Genomic DNA, 25,329 nt, shown 5'->3' on the forward strand with positions numbered 1-25,329 from the left:
GATGATCTGGAAAGAGAAAACATCGTCTCCGTAAGGAAATGTGTCATGGAAAACGCATCCCCATCCATCATTAAAGGCACCGGCGTCGTCGCTGGCGTTGCATACGCTGAGGCGGTGTGGGTCCGCCCACGCCCAGAACTGCCCACGGCTGGAGAAACCGTGGCGGAAGAGCAACGTGATGCCGAATACGATCGCTTCCTCGAAGCGGTAGATATGGTTGCTAGCCGGTTAGAACAGCGCGCAGCTGGGGCCGAAGGCCAAGCGGCTGAAGTTCTTGGCGCAACCGCCGGAATGGTCAAGGATCGAGGCTGGCACAAGGCAGTGCGCAAGGGTATTCGCGGCGGTAAGAACGCCGAGTATGCAGTTGTGGGGGCCACGGACAGGTTTGTCACCATGTTTGAGGCCGCCGGCGGCGTCATGGCTGAGCGCACGACGGACCTCAAGGACGTGCGCGATCGAGTGATTGCTCAGCTGCGCGGTGAGCAAGAGCCGGGCCTACCCATGGTCGAAGGAGAGGCTGTACTGCTGGCTGACGATCTAGCCCCGGCGGATACCGCAACCTTGGACACCACTCACATCAAGGCGCTCGTGACCGAGCTTGGCGGGCCAACCAGCCACACCGCAATTATTGCTCGCCAGCTTGATCTTCCCTGCATCGTGGCAGTGGGCGCTAAGCTGCGAACGATTGAGGCTGGCACCCAGCTCTTCGTCGATGGCTCCGTAGGATCGGTGTCCCTGGGTGCAGATCGTGCCTCCGCGCTGAAGGCCGTGGAGGAATACCGTGAGAAGGCGGCACGAGTTGCCCAGTGGCGGGGACCAGCCCAGACCAAGGATGGTCATCGCGTGCAGTTGCTGGCCAACGTTGCTGACGGAAACGCGGCCCGCATTGCCTCTGACTCGCAGGCAGAAGGCATCGGCCTATACCGCACGGAGCTGTCCTTCCTCTCTGCCAGCGAGGAACCGACCGTCGAGGAGCAAGCGCGCATCTACGGCAAGGTTTTCAACGCTTTCCCGGAGTCCAAGGTCGTTGTACGCACGCTCGACGCCGGTTCGGATAAGCCGATTTCCTATGCCACCTTGGACTCGGAAGAAAACCCCGCATTGGGCGTTCGTGGTTTGCGCATCGCCCGCGACAACGAGGCGCTGTTGACTCGTCAGCTCGACGCTATCGCCCAAGCCGCGGAAAAGCGCGGAGATGGGGCTACGACGTGGGTTATGGCGCCGATGGTGGCTACAGCAGTGGAAGCGAAATGGTTCGCTGGTCTGTGCCGCGAGCGCGGTTTGACTGCCGGTGCGATGATTGAGGTTCCCGCCGCAGCCTTGATGGCGGATACCATCATGCCGCACCTCGATTTCGTGTCCATTGGTACCAATGATCTGACGCAGTACACCATGGCCGCGGACCGTCTGTCGCCGCAGCTGGCCTACTTGACCGATCCGTGGCAGCCTGCTGTCCTTCGCCTGATTCAGCACACCTGCGTGGTGGGGCGCGATAACAACGTTCCGGTTGGCGTCTGTGGCGAAGCCGCAGCTGATCCCATGCTTGCCTGCGTGTTGACTGGCCTAGGTGTGACTTCGCTGTCGGCGGCGTCGACTGCGGTTGCTGGCGTCGGTGCGCAGCTGGCTGAGCTCAGCCTTGAGCAGTGCCAGAAGATGGCAGAGGCGGCTGTCAACGCCGAAAGCCCAGCGGACGCTCGTGCCGCAGTGATTGCGCTGCTGGAGGAATACCAGTCCGCTTAGAGCGCTGAATTGCACAGGAGGTGTGCGCCCTCATCATGCGGGGTGCACACCTCCTGAATTGATCTATGGGTGCTGAATTGATCTATTGGTGAAAGCGCCTACTTGTCCGCGGCGACAATCACCTCGATGCCGTGCTCGCGCAGAGCCTCAACGTAGGAATCGGGGGCGGCAGCGTCGGTAATGACGACATCAATCTCATCGAGTGATGCAAAGCTGACCAAGTAGTCGTTGCCCAACTTCGATGAATCACACAGCACGACAACGCGGTGTGCATTGGTGACGAATGCTGATTTGATAGCCGCCTCTTGCGAATCGGCCGTGGAGAGCCCGTGGTCAATGGTTAGCGCATTGGTTCCGATAAAGGCGACGTCGGCACGCATCAGGGCCATGGTGCGAAGCGCAGTGTCACCGACGACGGCCTGGGTAATCGCGCGCACCGTGCCGCCAAGCAGCTGGACGTCAGATACCCCGTTGCTGGCTAGTGAAAGAGCGATCGGGAGACTATTCGACACAATGCTGAATTGCCCGGCCGAGTAGCGCTGGCCTATGAGATCGGCAAGCGCATTCGTGGTGGTTCCGGCATCGAGAAAGATGCTGCCGCCGTCAGGAAGCTGCTCCAGTGCGGCGCGTGCGATGGCCATCTTGGCGCCTGTGGCCGAACGTTGGCGAGTATCAAGGGTGAATTCGGCGGTCTGGAAGGATTGGGAGGCGACTGCACCGCCATGAACTCGGTGCACAACTCCCTCTCGGTCCAAGACTGCGAGATCGCGGCGAATCGTCTCAGCGGTGACATCGAAGCGCTCGGAGAGCTCGGTGACATTGACTCGTCCTTCTACAGCGGTCAATGACGCAATTTGTCGGCGACGCTCTTCTGCGTACATGGTTCCTCCAAATGAAGTCTGCCTTGTGGTGGTCACTGCGCCCGCCGGTGAAGGAAAAGGGGCTGGGGCGTGTGAACGAAAAGAACAACGGATGTTGTGGCGATACTTCTATTGTCCCACTGAATGCGAACAAAACGGAACTAAACAAAGAAAAGCTCACATCGAATGCGTGCCTTAGTCACTAAAACCTATAGTTGTACTGCAAGTATCCGAATGTGTGATCTCGGACGCTAAAACGGTCGAAATCGGGCATGTACACACACAAGGGGGTAAAAAGAAACAATCCCCCAGTCCGGTTCGCCCGCACCGAGTGGGTGATTGGTGTGGAGCGGGGAAGGCCTGAGGGAGCGCTGAGGTGGATGGTTTCTAGAGTTTGCGGAACACGGATACCACTTTGCCCATGATTTCGGCTTCATCGCCCTTGATGGGTGAGTAGGCGTCGTTGTGGGGGAGGAGCCATACACCGGAGGAATCTCGGTGAAATTCCTTCACGGTCGCTTCTTCACCATCCAAAAGCGCGGCTACGAACTCGCCTTCTTCTGCAACAGACTGCGAGCGAATAATAACCCAATCCCCGTTGAGGATTCCCGCATCCTGCATTGAATCTCCCACGACTTGCAGCATATATAGTTCGCCGCTGCCTAGGATTTCACCCGGCATGGGGAAGTAGGCGTCGATGTTCTCCTCGGCGGTGATGGGGGAACCAGCGGCAATGCGGCCCACAACAGGAATGTAGTTTGGGGTGGCGGCGTCTTCGGGCGCGTCAGGGGTGGAGGTTCCCGATGGTGCGATTGCCTGCCCGGTCTTGCGCCCGGGCTTTTTGGGGTCGTCGGCGCCGGGGAAATGGCGCACATCAACAGCTCGTGGCTTGTTTGGATCGCGGCGAAGGAAGCCCTTCTCTTCCAGCTGCTTTAACTGATAGGCCACGGACGAGGTGGACTGGAGGCCTGTTGCGTCACCGATTTCGCGGATGCTTGGCGGATAGCCGCGCAACATGACGGCGTCATGGATTACTTCCAAGATGCGGCGTTGGCGAGGGGATAGTGAATCGAGGGAAGGGTGGTCGCTTCGCTTCGGATTGCGGGCCATTCTTGCTCCTAGGAACTGTCGGGGTGTGCAGAGATGATGTGCGCGGCTTTGGTGTGCCGGACATAAATGGGGGTGGGCTGCTGGTGATACTTCCGCTTCCCTTTTTAGCACGGAAAGAAAAAATGTTCGACTAACGCCGCCCGAGTGTGGACAAATTTTCGAAGGCCTGCTATAAATCGAACATACGCACCAAATCGAACGGTTGATCGAAGTTGATGTTCGAAGATGTCGGGCTTTGTTCGTACACTTCGGGCATTGTCTTAATGAATAAGGAAGACCTAGAAAGGAACCGTCATGGCTATCGCATTAAACAATGCCTCTGTACTGCGCGGGGTGTCCCTCGAGAAGTCTAGCAATCGGGCTGTGCTAGTGCCGCCAGCGGCGGTTTGGGATCCCGCTCAGTCTCGGTCGATCACGTCTGATGCCCCGCGCAACCTTCCATATGGGCCGTCTCGTGTTCGAACTCTTGCCGTAAACGATAGAACACAGTGCCGTCCGGAAATTCCGGTGAATTCCCAGGTTTCGGCCGCCGGAGCAACATCGGGCAGCCGTCGTAGTCGGTCGAACGTAGGTAACTATGTGCTCGGAGCAGTCTTTGGCGCCGCGGTATTCATCGGCACAGTATGGGGTGGCCTCAGTATCGATAGTGAGGTTGACAGTGCGAGCACCTCTTCGTCCACGACGGTCGTGTCTTCGCGCTAGAATTCCTTGGGCCAGCAGCATGTGCGCATTGGTCGAAAGGAAGGATACGGCACTGTGTATTGCCCGTTCTGTCACAACGAACAATCACGCGTTATTGACTCGCGCGTGATCGACAGCGGAACCTCGATCCGGCGGCGTCGCGAATGCGCCGCGTGCAAAGGTCGATTCACCACCATCGAGAAAGCAGTCTTGTCAGTAGTCAAGCGAAATGGCTTGGCTGAGCCGTTCAGCCGCGACAAGCTGATCCGAGGCGTCAAACGCGCATGCCAGGGGCGCGACGTTAGCGATGATGCTTTGAAGAAGCTCGCTCAAGAAGTTGAAGAGACCGTGCGCAGTCACGGCTCCTCGCAAGTCAACGCCAATGACATCGGCCTTGCCATCCTGGAACCTCTGCGAGATCTCGATGAAGTGGCCTACCTGCGCTTTGCGTCCGTGTATAAGTCTTTTGAAAGCGCCGACGACTTTGAATCAGAAATCCGCCTCATGCGTCGGCGCGACCGCGATAGCTTTTAGCGTAATTTATCCACTGCCTTTTGGATTCTCCTCAAAGACACCGCGTGGGCAGTGCCCAGGCGTTGTGCGAAGAGCGATACGCGCAGTTCCTCAATCATCCAGTAGATGTCTTTAACCTCACGCGTCTTTTCACGGCCAGGAGGCAGGGACCGCAACCGATTGGCCACATAGGCTTTGGCCTCGTCGACGTCTGCCTGCCGGTCAGCATCGCGGTCCGGGTCCACGTTCATTTCCTCAAGTCTGATGCGCGCGGCCTGGATATAGCGCGGTAAATGGCGCAGGTGCTGGATCCCGTGGACGGTGATGGCGTGCGCGGGCAATAGGAAATTGAGCTGGGCCCGAATATCATCGATGGCCGGCCCCTCCCAGTGCTTCAGCTCAGCATTCAGATTGGAATACTCTGCTAGGCCCGGCGCAATTGCAACGACTGCCTGGCGCACTCTGCCCGGGACCTCCGGTTTGACCGCGTTGAGCAATGCATTGAAGTCACCGGGGGTGCGCACCGGGCCGCCCTTTTCCATCATGATGTCGCGTACTGCGGCAACCCGGGCATCGCTGACAAGTCCTTCCGCCCCGCCGTGGGGGTAGGAGTCGACGGCTACCCGCTGCTGTAGAGGAAGCCCTTTGACCATCTGCTGCGTATTCACCGTAATTTCCCGGAGCAGCAAGGTTAGGGTGGCGGTGATCATGGAGGCGTCGGCAGCCGCCTTGGTGGGATGGACCTTGAGCGCCACGCCATCCTTGGTCGCTACGAGCGCGGGGTAGGCGGTGACCTCGTGTCCATCAACGACGGTTACCACCTCCTCATCGATGGCGCCGAGTGTATCCTCCGTCCATTCCTTGACCGCAGTGGATTCGGCGGCGCGGCCAACGCGTGAGACCGAGGAGGAAATGTGGCCGGCTTGGCGTTGGACTAGAGCCTGCAGGTTGCGGTCTGAGTCGATGACCTTGCCCCGCTTGTCCACTGCGGCATAGTTCATGCGCAGATGCGGAGGGAGCTGGTCGGGGCGGAAATCGCCGGCATTGATGCCTTGGCCGCCCATCTCTTGCAAAACCGCAGCGAGTTGCTCGGTGAGTGTGCCCTCATAGGGCAAGAGCTTGGGCAGCGCGCGTTCAGCGAACTCGGGTGCCGGAACCACGGTGCGTCGAAGAGCCTTCGGCAGCGAGCGAATAAGCTCAGTTACGAGCTCTAGACGTAGGCCCGGTACCAGCCAATCGAAGCCTTCTGTGTCCAACCCCGCGAGGAGCGGGACGGGAACCATGAGTGTGACACCGTCGAGCGGGTCTCCCGGCTCGAACTTGTAGGACAAGTCGTAGTCGATGCTTCCCTTCAACCAGCGGTCGGGGAAGGCATCCTCGGTGACATCGTGGTCCTCCTCGAGAAGAGCTTCTGGGTCGAAGTCCAAGGAATGTTTGTTCTTCTGCTTTTTCCACCAGGAATCGAAATGCCGGGCGGTGGTGACAGACGCAGGGATGCGCTGATCGTAGAAATCGAAGAGAGTGTCTTCGTCCACGACGAGTCCGCGCCGGCGGGCCTTCTCCTCATATTCGGAGGCCTCGGCGAGTTTGCGCTTGTTGTCGTGGAAGAAGTGGTGGTGGGTGGTCCAGTCGCCGTCGACTAGCGCGTTACGGATGAACATATCGCGCGCTGCCTCAGGATCCACGCGGTGATAGGGCACGGTCCGGTCGGCGACAACAGTGACGCCATAAAGCGTCGAGCGTTGGGTGACGACCGCAGAGCCGCGCTTTCGCGACCACGTCGGGTCAGAATAGTTGTGCTTCAGCAAATCCTTCGCCAGCTTTTCAACCCATGCTGGGTCGATGGCAGCAACGTCGCGCGCCCACAGGCGCGACGTTTCCACCAACTCAGCCGCCATGACGAACTCGGGCGGTTTCTTTGCCAGTGCCGATCCGGGGAAGACGAGGAAGCGGGTATTGCGTGCACCAATGAACTCCTTAGAGTTGCCATCACGCGCGCCGATATTAGACAACAGTCCAGAAAGCAAGGCCATATGGATGTCATCGGGGCGACGCTCTGTGCTTTCCTGGGCTTTCCACCCGAGCTGCTTGGCGACGTCCCGCAGCTGCCGCACCAGATCGAACCACTCGCGGATGCGCATATAGTGCAGGAAGTCGGCCTTCATCCGTTTGCGGAAAGCATTGCCGCTCATCTCATCGCGAGCTTCCTGGACAAAGTCCCACAGGTTGAGCATGGCCACAAAGTCGGAGGTTTTATCCTTGAAGCGGGCATGTGCCTGGTCGGCTTGAGCTTGCTTGTCGCTCGGCCGCTCGCGCACATCTTGGATCGTCATGGCAGCAACGATGACCATGACGTCGTGGAGACACCCGGAAGTCTTGGCCTCGACCAGCATGCGGGCCATGCGTGGATCTACGGGGATGCGGGCAAGATCGCGTCCTATTCGGGTCAGGACAGGTAGTCCGTCTTTTTCTTTGCCCTCGAGGGCGCCCAGTTCGTGCAGAAGAAGTAGGCCGTCTCGTACGGCCTTCCGCTCAGGGGGTTGGACGAAGGGGAAGTCAGCAATGTCACCAAGGCGCAGCGAAATCATCTGTAGGATGACGCTGGCCAGGTTGGTGCGCAGAATCTCGGGATCCGTAAACTCCGGGCGGGATAGGAAATCCTGCTCGCTGTACAGGCGGATGGCGATGCCATCCGCAACGCGGCCACAGCGGCCCGAGCGCTGGTTGGCGCTTGCCTGGGAGACCGGCTCGATGGGGAGACGCTGCACCTTGGTGCGCGTGGAATAGCGCGATATACGCGCCGTTCCCGTATCCACGACGTAGCGAATGCCCGGCACCGTCAATGAGGTCTCAGCAATGTTGGTGGAGAGCACGATGCGCCGTCCGCGGTGCGAGCGGAAAACGCGATGCTGTTCCTGGTTGGACAGGCGTCCGAAGAGCGGAGTGACCTCCACGTTGCGCCAGTGGCGCCCCTCGATGGCCTCCATGGCGTCGCGGATATCGCGCTCTCCGGGGAAGAAGCACAGAATATCTCCTTCGCCTTCGGCCATGAGCTCCTCGATGGCTTCGCAGAGGGCGTCGAGAGGATCGAGGTCGATGGTCTTTCCACCCGATTCGACCTCGAGCGGGCGGTAGCGGATCTCCACGGGGTAGGTGCGCCCGGAGACCTCGATGATGGGGGCAGGTTTGCCCCCAGCGTCCGCGAAGTGTTCGGCGAAGCGCTCGGGATCAATCGTTGCTGAGGTGATGATGACCTTCAGATCCGGACGCTTGGGAAGCAGCCGCTTGAGGTAGCCCAAGAGGAAGTCGATGTTGAGTGAGCGCTCGTGTGCCTCATCGATAATGATCGTGTCGTAGGCATTGAGGAAACGGTCGCGCTGCATCTCTGCCAGCAGGATGCCGTCGGTCATGAGCTTCACGGCGGTGGTGGAGGAGACTTTGTCATCGAAGCGAATGGCATAGCCGACTGTGTCCCCGATGGACTGATCAAGTTCTTCTGCAATGCGCTCGGCGACGGTACGCGCTGCTAGTCGCCGCGGCTGGGTATGGCCAATGAGCCCCCGCCGGCCGCGGCCGAGTTCCAGGCAGATTTTTGGAATCTGTGTGGTCTTTCCCGAACCGGTTTCACCAGCGATGATGACTACCTGATTCTTTTCGATCGCCTCGGCGATATCGTCGCGGCGTCCGGTGACGGGAAGCTCCTCGGGGTAGGTAATCGGCGGCACGTTGGCATCGATGGTGCTCACCTTGTCTTGGGCGGCTGTGATATCGGCCTGGATCGCAGCCAGGGCCTTGGGAGAACGAGCCTTGCGCAGGCGGCGACGGAATGCGCGCTCATCACTCAAAGAAACTGTTGTGAGAGCGCCGTAAAGATCTTCGCGAGTAGCAGTCATAGTTGACCTAAAAGTCTACTCGGAAGGCTAGTCGCTCACAGGTCCAGGTAGAGAAATTGGTACCCTCGTGGTGACTGTGTGAACAATGATTAAAGAAGGGCACAATCAATGACTAATCCTTTTGGTTCGAATCCGGAGGACAACGGCTCCAACGGAGGGTTCGGAAGCAACCCGCAGAACGGCCCCAGTAATTCCTCCGGGAACACTGGTGGACTTCCAAAGTATGAACCCACCAGCCACCCAGAAGACCAGGCTGGTTTCGGTCAATCCGGCAACTATGGCAACTATGGCGGCGGAGCTTACGGCTCTCAGTCCTATGGTGGGTACGATGCTGGCCAGCCGGGTTATGCCGGTGCGAGCTATGGGAATAGCTCCGGTCAAGAGGGCCTCGGCCCAGGTGCCGGTCCGGCCTATACGGGTCCAGTCAGCGCTATCGAAGCGATCAAATGGGGATTCAAGGCCGCGCTCGGCAACGCACTTTTGTGGGTGTTGGGAGCCGTCGTCGTGCTTGCTATTCAGTTTGTCCCACAAGTTGGAATCAGCGTTGGTGCGCAGAGTGCCGATGGGGCGGAGACCTCCGTCATGTTGGACCTCTTCTCCTTCGCGGTGTCTATCCTGTCCTTTGTCATTTCTCTGGTTGTTTATCGTTTGGCCTACCGTGAAATCGATAAGCCGAGCCCCACATGGGGAACCCTGTTCCAGGGAGTTCGCTGGGTGCCGCCGCTGGTAGTGAATCTTGTCTTGGGCATTCTCGCAGCGATTGCCCTGGTGATCGTCATCGTCGTCCTGTTTATGGTGGTCCTCGGCGGTGTGGAAGGTACGGACCTCCAGAACCCAGAGCAGCTCAGCCAGAGCGATGTTTTCGCGCTCGTTGGCTCCATCTTTGGTGGGCTCCTTGTAGTGATGTTGATTGCGCTGTTTATTCAGCCCTTCTTTACCCTCATGCCCTGGTTGGCAGCCGATACTTCCTCGATCGGCGAGGCTTTCTCCCAGGGACTCAAGCTGGGCAAGGAAAACTACAGCCACCTTTTGCTGTTTATTGTCCTGTCTGGCCTCTTGGGTTTCGCGTCCCTTATTACCTTGGGCTTGGCTCTGATTATTATCGCGCCGGCCCTTCAGCTGGCGACAGCGCACCTGTGCCGCCAGTGCCAGGGTCGTTATGCTCCCGCAGCTTAAGGTCTAAACCAGACCTATAACGCAACGCCGCCTAAGCTTTCCGCTTGTTTAGCCACCGCCTACCGAGGCGGGCCGGGCTACAAGAGGTAAGCCAAGGGCGGCGTTGTAGTTTTTAATGCCATCAGAGTTGGGGGGGCTCGAATTACGAGGTCGGGAAGAGGGCTCGGGAGCGTTCCGCAGCGTCCTGGAAGGCGGCGGTGACCAAAGAGCCAAAGGCGCGAAATTCATCAGCGCGGGCAGCAGACGATCGGAAAACGAGTCCAACCGGGCGCTCCGCTGTTACCGTGGGGGCGAAACGGGCGACCGCAAGCTGCGGGTTTTGGCATTCCGTTGCGAGCGCTGATTCAGGGACAAGGGTAGTGCCTAGATTTCCCATGACGAGCTGCAGGATAGTGGTCAGCGACGATGCTCGGGTGACGGCATTGGTGGCTTCGGAGGGGTTTACCTTGGCGCGACGGCATAGGTCGAGGACTTGGTCGCGGAGGCAGTGGCCGTCGTCAAGCAGCAAAAGGTCAAGGTCTGCAAGCTCTTCGAGTGTGAGATCCTCGCGCCCCGCGAGCGGGTGTCCTGCCGGTGTTACGACGGTAAAGGACTCGCTATAGAGAGGAGTCTCGACCATCCCGGTGGCCTCGGTGGGCAGTGCGGCCACAGCGAGGTCTAAGCTGCCCTCGCGCAGCTTGTCTAACAGGTGTTGAGTCTGTTCCTCGACGAAGCGTGGTTCTAGATCAGGGTAGGTTTCGCTGATGGATTTCAGTAGCCCCGGCAAAATATAGGGCGCGATGGTGGGGATGATTCCGATGGTGAGGGGGCCAGTTAACGTACCGCTTGCACCGTGGGCTTGGCTGAGGAAGGCATCGGACGCTTCGAGCGTTGCCTTGGCGTAGGGGAGGAGCGCCTCGCCGGTGGACGTCACGATGACCTTGCGGGTAGAGCGCTCGATGAGCTGGACGCCCAAGCCTTGTTCGAGGGCGACGAGTGCTTGGGAGAGCGAAGGCTGGGAGATATCGAGTTTGGCGGCCGCGGAGCCAAAGTGTTTGTTCTCCGCAATCGTGACGAAGGTGCGCAACTGGGCGAGGGTTGGGCGATACTCCTTATTGTTCATGCCTATAACTCTAACATCTCTAATTCATCAGGCCTATTGACGTGCGAGGGGGTTCGTGGCATACTTAACAAGCGAGCGGCTGCGTACCAGCTAAAAGGCAAAATGGTGTGCGGTCGTAGAGATTTGCATCACTTTTGTGCATTGTTGTGACTATTGAAGGAGTTGAATCTTCTATGCCTATCTTGACCGTTGGTGAGAAGTTCCCAGAGTTCGAACTGACTGCGCTGAAGGGCGGCGACCTCCACGACGTCAACGCTAACCAGCCGGAGGATTACTTCGAGCAGGTGTCTTTGGACAAGTACCAGGGGATGTGGAAGGTTGTATTCTTCTACCCGAAGGACTTCACCTTTGTGTGCCCGACTGAGATCGCAGCCTTCGGCAAGCTGGATGAGGAATTCCAGGACCGCGATACCCAGATCCTCGGCGGCTCCACCGACAATGAGTTTGCGCACTTCAACTGGCGTGCAACCCACCCGGAGCTGAAGGAAGTCCCGTTCCCGATGTTCTCTGATATCCGCCACGACCTGATCCGCGCCCTCGGTGTGGAGAATGCCGACGGCGTTGCTGACCGCGCAACTTTCATCATTGACCCGGACGGTGTTATCCAGTTCGTGTCCGTGACCCCGGACGCTGTCGGCCGCAACGTTGATGAGGTTCTGCGTGTGCTCGATGCGCTGCAGTCCGAAGAGGTTTGTGCCTGCAACTGGGAGGCTAATGACCCGACGAAGAACATCGACAAGCTCGAGGTCGTTCAGTCCGCACTGTAAGACATCGCTAAGCACAACCGTCCAACCATAAAGGAGTTACTCAGTGTCCATCGACAACCTGAAGTCCGCACTTCCGGCGTATGCCAAGGATCAGAAGCTCAACATCGGTACGCTCACGCGTACGACCGAGCTGAATGAGGAGCAGCTGTGGGGCAGCTTGGTCGCTGCCGCGGCCGCCACCCGTAATGATCTGGTCCTGAAGGAGATTCTTGAGGAAGCCCGCGAGCACCTCAGCGAAGAGGCAGTTGACGCAGCTCTCGGCTCCGCCACGGTGATGGCTATGAATAACGTGGCCTACCGCGCAAAGAGCTGGTTGGGCGATGATTTCGCTCAGGTCAAGTTTGGTCTGCGCATGAACATCATTGCTAAGCCTGGCGTAGACAAGGCAACGTTTGAGCTGTGGAGCACCGTTGTCTCTGCTATCAATGGCTGCGAGCACTGCTTGACTGCACACGCCAATACTCTGTTGGAGGAGGGCGTGACCAAGGAGCAGATTTGGGAAGGCGTCAAGGTCGCAGGCGTTGTTCAGGCTGTGGCGCAGGCGCTGCAGGCTGAGGCTGTGCGTTCCGCTGAGTAGATAAACAGCATGCCTTCTTAGGCGCACGATAGAAAGTCCCACTCCCGTGATTATGTACAGGGGAGTGGGACTTTTTGTGTCTCAAAGGGCTGGGGGCGGTTTGCGGCCTTCTAGCCGATGACCCCGCCGAAGGCAACGCCGATGCCATAGGTAATGGCTAGCCCGAGCGCTCCACCAAAGACGAGGCGGAAGACGGAACGTGCGGCATTCGTACCGGCGAGGCGAGCAGACACGTAGCCCGTAATCGCCAGGGCAATGAGAGTGACCACGGCGACGACTGCTGCGGCCATGCTCATCGGGGCTATGAAGATTGATAGGAGGGGCAGCGCTGCACCGGCAAGGAAAGATACTGCCGACCAGAAAGCGGCGTGCCAAGGGTTCGTCAGGTCCTCACCATCGATTCCCATTTCCAGCCTCAGGTGTGCCTCCAAGAGCCTATCTTTGGCGGCGATCTCATGTGCTGCAGTGTCTGCGGTAGTGGTGTTCATGCCGTAGTCGGCCAACATAGATACGAGTTCGGCGTGTTCTTGTTCAGGAAGCTCTGCCAGCTCGCGGGTCTCCTTGGCTATCATCATCCGTTCGGAGTCACGCTGCGCTGACACCGAGACATATTCTCCCAGCGCCATCGACGCGGCTCCCGATACGGTTGCGGCCAAGCCGGCGATAAGGATGGCGCTTGCCGACGCCCCCGACCCCACGACGCCGAGCAGAAGTGCAGCGACGGAGACGATGCCGTCATTAGCGCCGAGAACTCCCGCCCGAAGGGAATTTAACCGCGCGTTGTGTGAATCGCCATGGGGCTCATTGGCATGGTGTGCCATTTCCAGCTCCTTGAACCCTAGAGAACTGCTCTTACTCCAGTATCGTCGCTGGTCAGAGTCCTGTAAAGCGTGTATAGGCTTCGCTGTGTGTAGGGAGTGAAGGCTTAGGTAATCGTTCCGGTCCACTCACCGCAGGGGATGCCGTCCACTGACAGGCTCATCGTGAAGACTTCTTCTTTTAGATTAAAGTGGGCGGTGGGCAGCGTGATTGCGAGTGCCTCGGGGGAGTAGTTGTATTGATAATCAACTGGGCGGTGGGCGTCCCTCGTGTCTTCTCCGTATGAAGCGATCTCCATCGAGCTGAGGTTGGCTTGCTCGAAGTAGGCGATGAGCTGAAGGTCGAGGGTGTGCAGCTTAAAGACGACGTCACGGTGGTGGGGCATGCCCCCGAGGAGCCAATGCACAGTGACTGAATCCTCGTGTGTCTCAAAACGAACGCCGGCAAGGTGGATGCTGGTGGCTGGGGAGTTTGGGTTAGTCATAGTGGCGCCCACTGTACTCCCCATGTCGCTACTTGAAATCGAGGGAAAAGTATTCAGATTTGGTTAAGTGCAGAACCTTTTCAAAGAGCCAGCAAAAGAGCAGCGCAAGGGCGAGGGGAAGTACGACATAAACGAAGGTAATGATCATCACGTTGCCGGCGCTCCATCCCCACCCTTCGTAATTGAGGGCCGCCAGCGGGCCCATGAGGCCGGATATTCCGAAACCGGCGGAGATTGGTGTGCCTGAGATCCCTAGAGCGCCACCAATGCCGCCCAGGATTGCGGCGGAGCAAATGACGGGAAGGAAGGTGACCGGCTTGGACAACATATTGGCCATCTGTACTTTGGGAGAGCCCAGAACATGCAGGATGGAGGTGGCGAAGCCGTTGACGCGCCAGCCGGCAACGAGGAGCGTGAACCCTGCGGCAACGGCCCCGAGGTTGGCGGTGCCAGAGGCGATGCCGTCGATAAAGATGGCGGTAGCAATGCCGACGGTGGAGACTGGGGAGACGATCATGACTGCAAAAAGAACGGCGAGGACTATGCCCATGAGGACCGGCTGCAAAGTTGTCGCACCGTTCACGAGGTCACCAAGCCACAGCGTAAAGACCTTGACGATGGGGAAGGTGACAACCCATCCGATGCTGCCCGCAACGAGCGTCACGATGGTGGAAAGCAACAAGATGGAGTAGTTCTTGAGCCTATCGCCGATGAAGAGGAGCAAACCAACTGCCATGGCTGCGGTTAATCCAGAGTTGATGACGAGCCCGGTGCCTTTGAGGAAGAAGCCGCCTTCGGGATTGACGGTGGCCACCCCGGAGCCGCAGAAAGAAGCAATGCCCACGGCTGCGGTCTGAATCGGCGTCATCTTGAATTCGATGCCTACGAGGACACCAATCATCACAGGTAAAAGGCTGGCGGCTAGACCCGTCAGCGCTATTACGGTGGACGCGCCGGACCAGAAGGGGAGCAGTGCCTTGGCCAACTCGCCGAGCAAGGCCTGCGGGACGAGCGACACGACGACGGCGATCGAGATGCCGTTGAGAACCTTCATGGTGAAGGATCCGAGGGTGAGATGCTCGGCCGCGGGCGCGGCGCTAGCGTGAGGGATGGGGGAAAGCTGGCGTTCGTCTATCTGCTGTGGCGTGCTCATTCCCCAATCATACGCATAATATGCGGTTGACGGAGAATAATAACAAAGAAAGGGAGTATTTAAATTCCCTAGTATTCCACGCGTAGTTCGGACAGCCGGACTTCACCAGCCTCATCGGAGGCATCCAAATCGACAGTGCCAACGATGTGGTAAGAGTTGTCCCCCTCTGGGTCCTTGAGGATCTGCCGGACGGTCCACGATCGTGAACCCCCAACGCCACGAGCCCCTGCGCCCTTGTCGCCCTTGTCCAGGACAAAGTACTCCGGGCCCCGTGCTGCTGGCCCAGTATCGATGTCATCGTAGTCATCGAAGTAGTCATCGAGAGCTTGGCCAAAGTCGGGGATCTCCTCCAAATAATCCAACAAATCTGCCAAGCGATCTTCCTTCTCCAAGGCAAAGAGCTGCGCGAGCCGGAAGAAGTAGTTGCGCACCATGATGCCAAAGGCACGCTGATTGGCTGTCAAGGCGGTGGGATCCTCAACGCCGAAGGCCAATTCGCGGTCCAAGTCCGCCTGGGAAATGGGGGAGTCCTCGCCGGCCATTTCGGCCCACTCGTCGACGAGCGAAGAATCAACCTGGCGGATAAGCTCTCCGAGCCAGACGATGATGTCCTCGAGCTCCTCGGTAAGGAACTCGGCAGGGATCGACTGCTTGAGCGTGCGCCAAGCATCAGTGAGGTAGCGCAGGATGACGCCTTCAGAGCGGGCGAGTCCGTAGGTGGCGACAAGGTCGGAGAAGGTCATGGCGCTCTCTAGCATGTCGCGAACCACAGACTTAGGACGCAGCTCAAATTCCTTGGCCCAAGGATTGGTTTCGCAAAAAGTGTCGTAGGCCTGCTCCAAGAGCTCTTCGAGTGGCTTCGGCCAGGTGATGTCTTCCACGATGGCCATGCGTTCGGTGTAGTCCACCCCGTCTGCTTTGAGCGCCGCGATCTCCTCGCCACGGCGTTGCTTTTGCTGAGCAATCAGGACTTGGCGAGGATCATCGAGCACCGCCTCGAAGACGGAGATGACGTCGAGGGCATAGGTGTCCGATTCCGGATCCAGCAAGGTGAGCGCCGCCAACGCGAAGGGCCCCAAAGGTTGATTCAAGGCGAAATCGCGCGGCATTTCCCGCACCACGTGGTAAGGGCGGCCATAGATATCGAGACCCTTGGTGGATTTTTGAACCACGCCTGAATTGAGAAGCCCTCGAAACAGGCTCAGCGCTGTCAAAATGTCTTCGTTCTGGCGCGCACGCGTGTTGTGGCTAGTACGCAGCAGGTGTTTAAGGTGTTCGTAGCCGTTGCCGTGGCGGGCGAGCACATTGAGCAGCATGGAATTGGAGACCCGGAATTGGGAAGTGAGCTGCTCCGGTTCGGCGTCGATAAGCCGGGCATAGGTCTGCTCCGACCAAGAGACCTCACCGTCGCGCGCGGACTTCTTCTTCAGTTTCTTTAGGCGCGCCGGGTCATCGCCCACGCGCCGCCGCGCTTTGGCGTTTTCGATCTCGTGCTCCGGCGCCTCTACGACGACCGTGCCTTCCGTGTCATAGCCTGCGCGGCCGGCGCGACCGGCAATCTGGTGAAACTCGCGGGATTTTAGGATCCGCTGACGGGTTCCGTCATACTTGGCCAGGCCCGTCATTAGCACCGTGCGGATCGGAACATTGATGCCAACACCTAAAGTGTCGGTACCGCAGATGATCTTGAGCAGACCCTTTTGGGCCAGCTGCTCCACCAAGCGCCGATACTTCGGCAGCATGCCGGCATGGTGCACACCAATTCCCTTACGAAGCAGCTTAGACAGGTCCCTGCCGAACGTCGTGGTGAATCGGAATCCCGCGAGCTCAGCGGCAATGGACTCCTTCTCCTCTGGGGTGATGATCTTTGACAGCGACGTCAATGCTTGCGCGCGCTCTGAGGCCTCGCGCTGGGAGAAGTGGACCACGTAGACAGGTGCCTTGCCACCAGCGAGCAATTCCTCGATGGTTTCATGGACAGCGGAAAAGACGTAGGAGAAGTCCAACGGGACCGGGCGGGTTGTCCCAGCCACGAGCGTCGTCGTGCGTCCGGTGCGCTCAGTTAAGTCCTTCTCCAGCCACGTCGTATCGCCCAAGGTCGCGGACATGAGCAAGAACTGTGCCTTCGGCAATTCCAGCAGCGGGACCTGCCAGGCCCAGCCGCGATCCGGCTCGGAATAGTAGTGGAATTCATCCATGACCACCTGATCGATGGCGGCTTCCGCGCCATCGCGCAGTGCAATATTGGCGACGATCTCCGCGGTCGCGGCGATGATGGGGGCGGAACCGTTCACCGTGGCATCACCGGTCATCATGCCAACGTTTTCTGGGCCAAAAATCTCACAGAGAGCGAAGAACTTCTCGCTCACCAAGGCCTTGATAGGTGCGGTATAAAAACTGCGCTGCCCTCGCGCTAAAGCTATGAAGTGGGCGGCATTGGCCACCATGGATTTTCCGGACCCGGTAGGCGTGGCCAAGATGACATTATCCTGCGCGAGGATAGCTAAAGAGGCCTCTTCCTGCGCCGGGTACAGCGAGATACCGCGGCCGGAGGTCCACGATAAAAACGTGTCCCAGATGGCCTCATCAACCATCGACTCGGGGACTTCGGCGAGATCGGGCAACATCTGAGAAAGGTTCACCCGTCCCACCTTAGGCGAAAGCCTTAGAGTACAAGTCTCCGCCCTGCGGCTGTGAACGACCGAGACCCCTCGACAGCCGCGGCGTGCTGAGCTTATCTGAGGTTAGACATCATCGTCCATGTCTGAGCCGGGGCCCTCGTCTCGCCCGTAGTTATCCTCGCGGTCGTCGATGTCTTCAGAGAGGATATCTGGGTTGTCATCGAGTCCGGCAAGGAAAGCCTCGAAGTCTGCTCCGATCTCCTCGCCCGTAGGCATGTGCTCTTCACCCGGCATAATGGCCTGCGGATGGCGGGAACGGTAGCGCTCCATATAAGCGTCGTACTGCTCTTCCAACTGGCGGACCACGCCCGCGATCTCTTCAGAATCCGTCACCTGCTCCTCGAGCTGCTGGTTGACGCGAGCCACGTCTGCCTCCAAGCTACCCAAGGGAATGTTGAGGTCGACGGCTGAGGCAACCGAATCCAGAAGGCGGAGCGTGGCCGCTGGATAAGGCGAGGCCGCCAGATAATGCGGCACATGCGCGGTATAGCCGGCCACGCGGCGGCCCTTCTTATCCAAGGCACGCTCAATATACAGGGCGGCTGCGCCGGGGACCATCATGGTGGATTCCATGCGCACCATAGAGTTAAGGAGTTCCGGGGCATTGCCGTGCGCAGTGACCACCGTGGGGCGGGTGTGTGGCACCGGCATGGGCGCGGAGTAGAGCATGATGGTGTTCTTGATATCGAACTTTTCAACCAAGTTCACTACCGCATCCGTAAAGGCCTCCCACCGCAAGTCCGGTTCCGGTCCGGACAGCAGCAAGAAAGGTGTGCCGGAATTATCCCGCAATACCTTGATGCCCAAATCCGTGTTCTCAATTTCCACGGTGCGGTCATGGTCGATAGTGACGGCAGGGCGGCGTGAACGGTAGTCAATGAGTTCGTCGTTATTAAACGAGGCCAGCTGGCGGTTTTCCAACGCGGCTTTGAGGTGATCAGCGCTGGCTTCAACGGCCTGGCCCGCATCGGCGTAGCCATTCATGGCAACGATCATTGTGGGGCCTGCGCCTGGAGTGGAATCATCCTTGACCACTGGAGCGGGGTACTCCAGCTCGTACATGCGGCGCTGTTCTTCCTGCATGGTTGTGACTCCTCCTTCTAGCCGTGTGCTTGTTCTCGAGCGTACGACCTCAATCAGTGTTCTGTGACATGCAACGCTTAAGGCTTACCGCCTATTCCCAGAGGCGACTGGGCGTCCGGGGCGAACGCGAAGCTGGTCTGTACGCGCGGGGGCTCCCGCAGAGAACCAGTGATGATCGTTCAAGCATGCCATATGGAGGCTGGTTGTGCCAGGTTTCCACTTGCTGGGTGTGGAAAACCGGGGCTACTTCCAGTGGACTGCGCACTAGCCCGGACTCGTTATCCACAGATGTGCCGTGGACGGTCTTAGTGCTCTAGCGAATCGAGGTAAGTGTGGTTCAGGCTACAAGGTATGAACACACTCTCAACGCATACAGACCGCACTCCACCGATAACGACCCCAGGTCACCTCCTCGCAAACATCCCTGGCCTCCTAGGCTTCTATCCCACTGAATCGGTGGTTTTCATGGCTATCGATACCACCCCGCGAGGCCCAGCCATGGGCCCGCTTGCTCGCGTCGACATTGCTGATGCCCAAGGGGCAGTAGCGGACATCTCGCCGTTACTGGCCGAGCACGCCCGCGAAGGTGTGTTTGCATTCCTTATTTCGAAGCGTCCCCTCACCGAGCTCAGGGAGGTGGCTCACTGGCTATATGGCCTAGACCGCGCCGAGGACGGGCTGGAGGTCGACGCTGCGTGGCATACCCGGGAAATCACCAAACATGAGGCTTATGTCTTGCTTCATGGAACCGTCAACGCGGATGGAAGCGGGCCAATGAAGAAGTGGGTTGAGGGGACAATACCGGCGCTGACCGACGCCCCCTCGATGCGCTCTTGCGTCGACCACAATGTTGTACCGGAGCTCAATAGGGAGGAGTTCTTTGCTGTCTTTGCCGCAGGGAACCAGTATCTGGATGCTGCCGAAGCCGATGCCTTGGCGCGGCAAGCGCGAGAAACGGCGACGCAGTATCGTGCGCAGGTAGCAGCTGTGCGGGGAAAGAAACGAAAGGACCTCTTGGATCACTTGCTCGACGATGCTCGGTGGGCGCTTCACCAGGTGGCGTCGGTGGAGGAGGCTGAGCAGGACAGTGAGCTGCTGGCAACCTGTGCTGTGTGGCTGTCAACGACGTGGACGCGCGACCTTGTCGTGAACGTGTGCGCGACGTCGGGCGAAAAGGGAGCGCATCTCCTTCTGGCGGCGGCGCGGACATTCGGCGGCGAGTTGCGGGCAAACGCGCTGACTCTCTTTGCGCTGGCGCAGCTGGAACAGGAGTGGGATATCCTCGCGGGTCCTGCATTGCAGCTCGTCGTGGAAGAATTTCCCAGCCACCGCCTAGGCTCACTCCTGTGCCAGGCATACCGTCATGGCCTGCACGAAAAGATTCGGGACTCAATTCATACAGGCGCCCTCAAAGCCTATGAAAACGCTATAGGGGAAGGGGAGGAGCATTCAGAGGATGCGGCTAGCGATGCGCAGAATGTGCCCGCTCGCCGAGCTGCTGGGTGAAGTTCCACGCGTCTGTCACGATGGTGGTCAGATCGGTGCGGCTGGGGTTCCACCCGAGCTCGGATTTGATCTTTTCCGAAGAGGCCACGAGTGTTGCGGGATCCCCAGCGCGGCGAGGTGCAAGCTCAGCCGGGATGGGGTGACCGGTTACTTCGCGGCAGGCCTCAATGACCTGTTTGACGGAGTAGCCATCCCCGGAGCCAAGGTTGTAGATGCGGTGCGTTCCTGCGGCGTTGCTCTCCAGCGCTAGGACGTGGGCCTCTGCCAGGTCTCGGATGTGGATGTAATCCCGGACCGCGGTGCCGTCGGCGGTGTTGTAGTCATCGCCGAAGATGTAAATCTTGTCGCGGTGCCCCAGCGCTACCTGCAGGACGAGGGGAATGAGGTGGGTTTCTACTTCGCGGTTTTCTCCAATGGTGCCGTAGGCTCCGGCGACATTGAAGTAGCGCAAGGAGGTCGCCCCAAGGCCGTAGGCAGTGGCATAGGACGTGATCATGTAGTCAATTGCGAGCTTGGACGCGCCGTAGGGATTCGTTGGCTGCGTAGGCATCGACTCCGTAATTGGCACTTGCGCTGGCTCGCCGTAGGTTGCAGCGGTCGAGGAAAAGACGAGGTTTGTGACCTCGAATTCCCGCATGGCGTTTAGGAGCGTCAGCGTGGTTACGACATTATGTTGCCAATAGTCAGCGGGGGCTTCAACGGATTCACCGACGAGGGAACGCGCCGCAAAGTGCAGCACGCCGTCGAATCCACCTTCAGACAACACCTCACGGGCGACATCAGCGACGTCGCCTTCAACGAGACGTGCCTGCTCTGGGATGGCCTCGCGGTTGCCGGTAGAGAAGTTGTCGATGATGGTGACGTCGTGGCCTTTTTCAACCAAGACTGCCGCGCACACACTGCCGACATATCCGGCACCACCGGTAACTAACAGCTTCATCGTCTTACTTCTCCTTAACTCGGATGGCGTGGGCGAGATCGTCGACAAGCTCGACAGTATGGCCCGACTTCGTCGTCAGCGTAATGGTTCCGCTCTCATTGACCACCGTCACCTGCGAACCGATTTGGATTCCGCAGGAATAAAGATCATCGAAGGTCGAGCTGTCGGCCTGCAACACCTCATTGATTTGCACGATGGTGGCTTCAGTTTCTTGTCCCGTGGGGAGGTCGATGGCGCGGGTTCCCAAGTCGAGCTCCACCGGGGTCGTGCCCAACTGTGCCAAGCCTGGGATGGGGTTGCCGAATGGTGAGCGCGAGGAATCCTCCAATACCGCGACGACGCGCTTTTCTACCTCTTCACTCATGACGTGTTCCCACCGGCAGGCCTCGTCGTGGACCTTGTCGATATCCAGTCCAAGGACGTCTGTGAGCAAACGTTCAGCTAGGCGGTGCTTGCGCATGACGTTGGTTGCCAGTTCGCGGCCCTGTTGGGTGAGGTCGAGGCTGCGATCAGTGCGCACGTGGAGCAGGCCATCGCGCTCCATACGAGCCACGGTCTGGGATACGGTCGGCCCAGACTGCTCTAAACGCTCTGCGATCCGCGCGCGGAGGGGAGTGATGCCTTCCTCCTCGAGCTCGTAGATGGTGCGCAGATACATTTCCGTGGTGTCAACTAGGTCCCTCACGTGGGCTTACCTTTCTGCGTTGTGGGCGGTGCGTAGCCACATAGGTTTAGACGCGGTAATAAGGATGTATTAAGAGAATATCTTAAACAATAGCGCATTCGTCGAAAGTATTGAGCGCGCAGCGCTGTGCCTCCGGCGGGGTTCGACGGGGCACGGCAACCTCGCGGGACCTTGTGGAACGACGAAAGCCACCGAGCACTGACCGCCAAAGCCCACAATGCTGTTTCAGCTGGGCTAGCAGGTAGCTGGCTCGATGGCTCATGCCAGGATTCGAATAAGAGATTTAGAGTGCGTATTCGCGGAGGCGATCGGCGCGGTTTCCTTCGCGCAGCTTGGCCATGACCTCACGTTCAATTTGGCGAACGCGTTCGCGGGAGAGACCGAACTTGCGGCCAATCTGGTCGAGGGTGCGCGGAACCCCATCGTCCAAGCCATAGCGCAAACGGATGACGTCCTGCTCGCGCTCCTCCAAAGAACCAATGACGGAGCGGATATCGGAGTGGCGCATGGAAGCAACCACGGCGGTTTCGGCGTCCGTTGCTTCGGCATCCTCAATGAAGTCTCCCAGTGGAGCCTCTTCATCGGTGCCCACCGGCATATCCAAGGAGACAGGATCGCGGGACTGACGCAGCAGCATTTCGATCTTGGACTCTTCGATTCCCGATTCCTCTGCGAGCTCCTCGTTCGTAGCCTCGCGGCCTAGAGATTGGTACATCTCGCGCTTGATACGCGAAAGCTTATTAACCTGCTCAACTAGGTGCACGGGGAGGCGAATCGTCCGGGATTGGTCCGCCATGCCGCGGGTAATGGCCTGGCGGATCCACCAGGTTGCGTATGTGGAGAACTTGAAGCCCTTGGCGTAGTCAAACTTCTCCATCGCGCGAATCAGACCCAAGTTGCCCTCCTGGATGAGATCCAGCAGCGGCATGCCGCGGCCGGTATAGCGCTTAGCCAGGGAGACCACGAGGCGCAAGTTTGCTTCCAAGAGGTGGGAGCGTGCCTTCTTACCTTCGCGGGCCAAAATCTTCAGGTCACGCTTCTCCGCGCGAGTCAGCTTCTCAGCATTGGCAAGCTTGTACTCGGCGTAGAGGCCAACCTCAATGGTCTGCGCCAATTCAACCTCGTCCTCGGCGCTCAGCAGCGCAGTCTTGCCGATTCCATTGAGGTAAACGCGGACCAAGTCCGCGGAGGGATTGTCATTGGTCTGGTTACGGCGTGAGCCGCGGTCAACTTCCTGTCCGTCCTCGTCCTGGACGCTAGCAGCGGATGATGTGGCCATCTCATGCCTCCTAAGTTGCGGCTTGGTTCATCCCCTACAACGGGCCTTCGCGTCAGATAGTTCCCACGGGCCCAAAAATGTTTAATCACCCGGGATGTGCGAGAGGTTTTAGGCCATTTTGGGGGAGGCGCGCCGAAGCTAGACCTCAACGAGCACGGTAAACGGTCCTTCATTGACGGAGGACACGCGCATCATCGCTCCAAAGCGGCCTTCCTCCACAGTGAGTCCGCGCTCGCGAAGGCGAGCGACAACTCCCTGGATAACCGGCTGCGCGGCTTCACCCGGTGCGGCATCTGACCACGATGGGCGCCTGCCTTTGGCCGTTCGCCCGTAGAGGGTGAACTGACTTACCACCAGAACAGGAGCACCGCTGTCGGCCACGCTGGTTTCACCTTCTAGAATACGCAGCTCAGCGATTTTGCGCGCCATCGTGTCCATCCGCTCTTCCAAGGTTGGTCCTTCGGCAGTGCCGGAATCAGAACCTGCCGCGACGTCCTCGCGAGAAACACCGACGAGCGCTAAGACGCCGCCGGTATCCGGGCAGGAAATAGAGCCGACAACGTCGTTGTCTACGGTGACGGTAGCTTCGGAAACGCGGGTTAAGACAGCACGCATGGGAGGGAGTACACGACCTTTCTGGGGAGGAGTTCTTTCTCAGATGACAAACGCGAGGGGCTTGAGGGAAAAGGAGGGGACTACTCAGTGTTGCTAAATGCCAACAATTCCGTAGGGATGAGAAGCCCATGGCGGATGAGATCCACAATGGCTGGAAGCGCGGCGCTAACCAACTCGGATTCCTCAAAGCCCTGCGCGGCGGCATAGAGCTCGATGGTCTCCCCAATACTCAGCCCGTGGGGATTGAGCCCGGCGACGATCGCCGCGAGGTGCTCGTCGACGTCATGCTGCCAGCGCGGACCGTCCGTGCGGCTGAGCCGTAATGCTGCGCGCTCAAAGCCCATGCCAAGCTCCGTGTCGGGCAGTGAAACGTCTTCGCGGGCGACGCCTGGGCGCAGCTGCACATGCTTTGTTTCCAGCTCACCCGGCACCAGGTTGCGTAGCCATTCAATGCGAGCGAAGTATTCCTCTACTTCGGGCCCGAGCGGATCGATGACCGGCTGTGCCATGGTCTCCGCCAAAATATCGGAGGGCTCGTCGTCTGCGATGCGCTGGATAGCCACGAAACCAAACCCGATGCCGGTGACATCATGATCGCGGAAATGCTCCAGCCAACGGCGTGAACGCTCCTGGCCTTCAGCACTGCGAACATCCACGGATTCATCGCTCAACCACGTGGAAACATAGAGCGCAGGGTCCGCCACATCGCGCTGAATGATCCACGCGGCCACGCCGGTATCCGGCAGCCATGAGGCAACCCGCTGCTGCCAAGACTTGTCGCCTTGGTGTACCCACGCAGCGAGAATGTGTGCGGTGCCCCCAGGATTGAGGTGCTCCACAGCTTGCGATATGACAAGCTCACTTGCTCCATCCAGATTGAGGCCGGAATCCCGGTACACGTGGCCCACCTCGGGCAAGCCCACCACGAACGGAGGGTTAGCAACGATTCGGTCGAAGCTCTCGTGCTGCACGGGCTCGAACCAAGAACCCTGGCGAAGCTCAACACGGTTTTCTGCGCCTGCAGCAGCGACGGTAGCGCGGGCAAGGTGGAGGGCTCGCTCGTGGACGTCTGTCGCAACAATTCTTTCAGCAGACTCCAGTTGCCCAAGGATTTGTACGCCAGAACCCGTGCCCAGGTCTAGTACTGAGGACACGGGTGTGGTCGGGGTCGAGTGCAAGAGGGAAAGACTGGCAGAGCCTACCCCCAACACGTGCTCGGGGCCGGGCACGTGATCCACTAGGGAGGCATCAACATCGGAAAACACGATGCGGTTCTTACCCACGATGACGTGTGGCCGAATGTCATAAGCCACGTAGGCGGTGCCGTGCTCGTCGGTAAGCACTGCGCCGCAGTCGAGCAGCCGGGTGGCTAGGCGTGCGCCGAGGACGTCGGAAAGCAGCGTGGCCGGTACGTGTTCGTGCAGCAGGAAGATCCGGATGAGGTGGTCCAGGCGGGAATCACCGTTGGCTCCCAGTGCCACGGCGGCTGGTTCGCCGCGATGTAGCGCTTCGGTGTACTCCGGCCCCAGGTGTCCCGCGATACCGTCCGCACTGAACCCTGCCTCAGTAAAGACGTGGGCTAGTTCTTCCGCAACGTCTGCGATGGGGTTGTCCGGGATCATCGCCGGGCCGAAAGGGGAGGGCTGTTGGGTGCTCACAAAAATA

Annotated in this window: 20 protein-coding genes; 6 read left to right on the plus strand and 14 right to left on the minus strand. The window is 59.0% G+C overall.

The window, feature by feature from the left end; translation table 11 throughout:
* The first annotated feature begins 45 nt into the window (after window positions 1-45).
* A complete protein-coding gene (ptsP, locus tag HMPREF2967_RS09585; RefSeq protein WP_070524477.1) occupies window positions 46-1,740 on the plus strand; it encodes a phosphoenolpyruvate--protein phosphotransferase in 1,695 nt (564 codons plus the stop codon).
* A 98-nt stretch (window positions 1,741-1,838) separates the two neighbouring features.
* Here the strand turns inward: ptsP and HMPREF2967_RS09590 are convergent, their stop codons facing one another.
* Window positions 1,839-2,621 carry a DeoR/GlpR family DNA-binding transcription regulator gene (locus HMPREF2967_RS09590; RefSeq protein ID WP_070524475.1) on the minus strand — a complete coding sequence of 261 codons (783 nt, stop codon included), beginning with the start codon at window positions 2,619-2,621 and terminating at the stop codon, window positions 1,839-1,841.
* Window positions 2,622-2,987: 366 nt separating this feature from the next.
* Window positions 2,988-3,710: a transcriptional repressor LexA gene (lexA, locus tag HMPREF2967_RS09595; RefSeq protein WP_070531375.1), complete on the minus strand. Its 723-nt coding sequence runs from the start codon at window positions 3,708-3,710 to the stop codon at window positions 2,988-2,990.
* Window positions 3,711-4,466: 756 nt separating this feature from the next.
* Between lexA and nrdR the strand changes: the two genes are divergently transcribed.
* Window positions 4,467-4,925 carry a transcriptional regulator NrdR gene (gene nrdR, locus HMPREF2967_RS09600; RefSeq protein WP_010190258.1) on the plus strand — a complete coding sequence of 153 codons (459 nt, stop codon included), beginning with the start codon at window positions 4,467-4,469 and terminating at the stop codon, window positions 4,923-4,925.
* Here the strand turns inward: nrdR and hrpA are convergent.
* Window positions 4,922-8,797, minus strand: a complete 3,876-nt coding sequence (hrpA, locus tag HMPREF2967_RS09605) for an ATP-dependent RNA helicase HrpA (protein WP_070563150.1) — start codon at window positions 8,795-8,797, stop codon at window positions 4,922-4,924. The two genes, nrdR and hrpA, sit on opposite strands and share 4 nt — an antisense overlap.
* Window positions 8,798-8,905: 108 nt before the next feature.
* Here hrpA and HMPREF2967_RS09610 point away from each other — a divergent pair, with 108 nt between their 5' ends.
* Window positions 8,906-9,973 carry an ABC transporter ATP-binding protein gene (locus HMPREF2967_RS09610; RefSeq protein ID WP_070524469.1) on the plus strand — a complete coding sequence of 356 codons (1,068 nt, stop codon included), beginning with the start codon at window positions 8,906-8,908 and terminating at the stop codon, window positions 9,971-9,973.
* 142 nt (window positions 9,974-10,115) lie between these two features.
* Here HMPREF2967_RS09610 and HMPREF2967_RS09615 read toward each other — a convergent pair whose 3' ends face one another.
* On the minus strand, window positions 10,116-11,075 hold the full coding sequence (locus HMPREF2967_RS09615) for a hydrogen peroxide-inducible genes activator (protein ID WP_070524467.1): 960 nt from the start codon (window positions 11,073-11,075) through the stop codon (window positions 10,116-10,118).
* Window positions 11,076-11,248: 173 nt separating this feature from the next.
* Between HMPREF2967_RS09615 and HMPREF2967_RS09620 the strand changes: the two genes are divergently transcribed.
* Both HMPREF2967_RS09620 and HMPREF2967_RS09625 read left to right on the plus strand, forming a co-directional pair.
* A complete protein-coding gene (locus tag HMPREF2967_RS09620) occupies window positions 11,249-11,842 on the plus strand; it encodes a peroxiredoxin (RefSeq protein WP_070524465.1) in 594 nt (197 codons plus the stop codon).
* A 43-nt stretch (window positions 11,843-11,885) separates the two neighbouring features.
* Window positions 11,886-12,419, plus strand: a complete 534-nt coding sequence (locus HMPREF2967_RS09625; RefSeq protein ID WP_070524463.1) for an alkylhydroperoxidase, AhpD family — start codon at window positions 11,886-11,888, stop codon at window positions 12,417-12,419.
* 110 nt (window positions 12,420-12,529) lie between these two features.
* Here HMPREF2967_RS09625 and HMPREF2967_RS09630 read toward each other — a convergent pair whose 3' ends face one another.
* The 5 genes from HMPREF2967_RS09630 to HMPREF2967_RS09650 form a co-directional block, all read right to left on the minus strand.
* The gene (locus HMPREF2967_RS09630; RefSeq protein ID WP_070563157.1) at window positions 12,530-13,240 is read right to left on the minus strand and encodes a VIT1/CCC1 transporter family protein; all 711 of its coding nucleotides are present in this window, start codon (window positions 13,238-13,240) and stop codon (window positions 12,530-12,532) included.
* A 104-nt stretch (window positions 13,241-13,344) separates the two neighbouring features.
* On the minus strand, window positions 13,345-13,722 hold the full coding sequence (locus tag HMPREF2967_RS09635; protein WP_070563338.1) for a hypothetical protein: 378 nt from the start codon (window positions 13,720-13,722) through the stop codon (window positions 13,345-13,347).
* Window positions 13,723-13,750: 28 nt separating this feature from the next.
* Entirely contained in the window at window positions 13,751-14,776 is a 1,026-nt protein-coding gene (locus HMPREF2967_RS09640; RefSeq protein ID WP_369816036.1) for a PTS sugar transporter subunit IIC, read from the minus strand.
* 167 nt (window positions 14,777-14,943) lie between these two features.
* Window positions 14,944-17,517 (minus strand): DEAD/DEAH box helicase, encoded by a 2,574-nt coding sequence (locus HMPREF2967_RS09645; RefSeq protein WP_070686219.1) that lies wholly within the window; start codon window positions 17,515-17,517, stop codon window positions 14,944-14,946.
* Window positions 17,518-17,619: 102 nt separating this feature from the next.
* A complete protein-coding gene (locus HMPREF2967_RS09650) occupies window positions 17,620-18,639 on the minus strand; it encodes a PAC2 family protein (RefSeq protein ID WP_070521987.1) in 1,020 nt (339 codons plus the stop codon).
* 351 nt (window positions 18,640-18,990) lie between these two features.
* On the opposite strand from HMPREF2967_RS09650, the gene HMPREF2967_RS09655 reads away from it, so the two are divergent.
* Window positions 18,991-20,145, plus strand: coding sequence for a DUF4192 domain-containing protein (locus HMPREF2967_RS09655; protein ID WP_070521990.1), 1,155 nt, complete (start codon window positions 18,991-18,993; stop codon window positions 20,143-20,145).
* Here the strand turns inward: HMPREF2967_RS09655 and galE are convergent.
* From galE to HMPREF2967_RS09680, 5 genes are all read right to left on the minus strand, one after another.
* Complete coding sequence (galE, locus tag HMPREF2967_RS09660) at window positions 20,102-21,085, minus strand: UDP-glucose 4-epimerase GalE (RefSeq protein WP_070521993.1); 984 nt, start codon at window positions 21,083-21,085, stop codon at window positions 20,102-20,104. The two genes, HMPREF2967_RS09655 and galE, sit on opposite strands and share 44 nt — an antisense overlap.
* A gap of 4 nt (window positions 21,086-21,089) precedes the next feature.
* A complete protein-coding gene (locus HMPREF2967_RS09665) occupies window positions 21,090-21,770 on the minus strand; it encodes a metal-dependent transcriptional regulator (RefSeq protein ID WP_070521996.1) in 681 nt (226 codons plus the stop codon).
* A 283-nt stretch (window positions 21,771-22,053) separates the two neighbouring features.
* Window positions 22,054-23,049 (minus strand): sigma-70 family RNA polymerase sigma factor, encoded by a 996-nt coding sequence (locus HMPREF2967_RS09670; protein WP_010190233.1) that lies wholly within the window; start codon window positions 23,047-23,049, stop codon window positions 22,054-22,056.
* 138 nt (window positions 23,050-23,187) lie between these two features.
* Window positions 23,188-23,664, minus strand: coding sequence for a D-aminoacyl-tRNA deacylase (dtd, locus tag HMPREF2967_RS09675; protein ID WP_070686221.1), 477 nt, complete (start codon window positions 23,662-23,664; stop codon window positions 23,188-23,190).
* Window positions 23,665-23,744: 80 nt separating this feature from the next.
* Entirely contained in the window at window positions 23,745-25,286 is a 1,542-nt protein-coding gene (locus tag HMPREF2967_RS09680; protein ID WP_198531045.1) for a DUF7782 domain-containing protein, read from the minus strand.
* Window positions 25,287-25,329: the final 43 nt, after the last annotated feature.

This window comes from Corynebacterium sp. HMSC059E07 (genome assembly GCF_001814395.1).
In the GTDB taxonomy this organism is placed as follows: domain Bacteria; phylum Actinomycetota; class Actinomycetes; order Mycobacteriales; family Mycobacteriaceae; genus Corynebacterium; species Corynebacterium hesseae.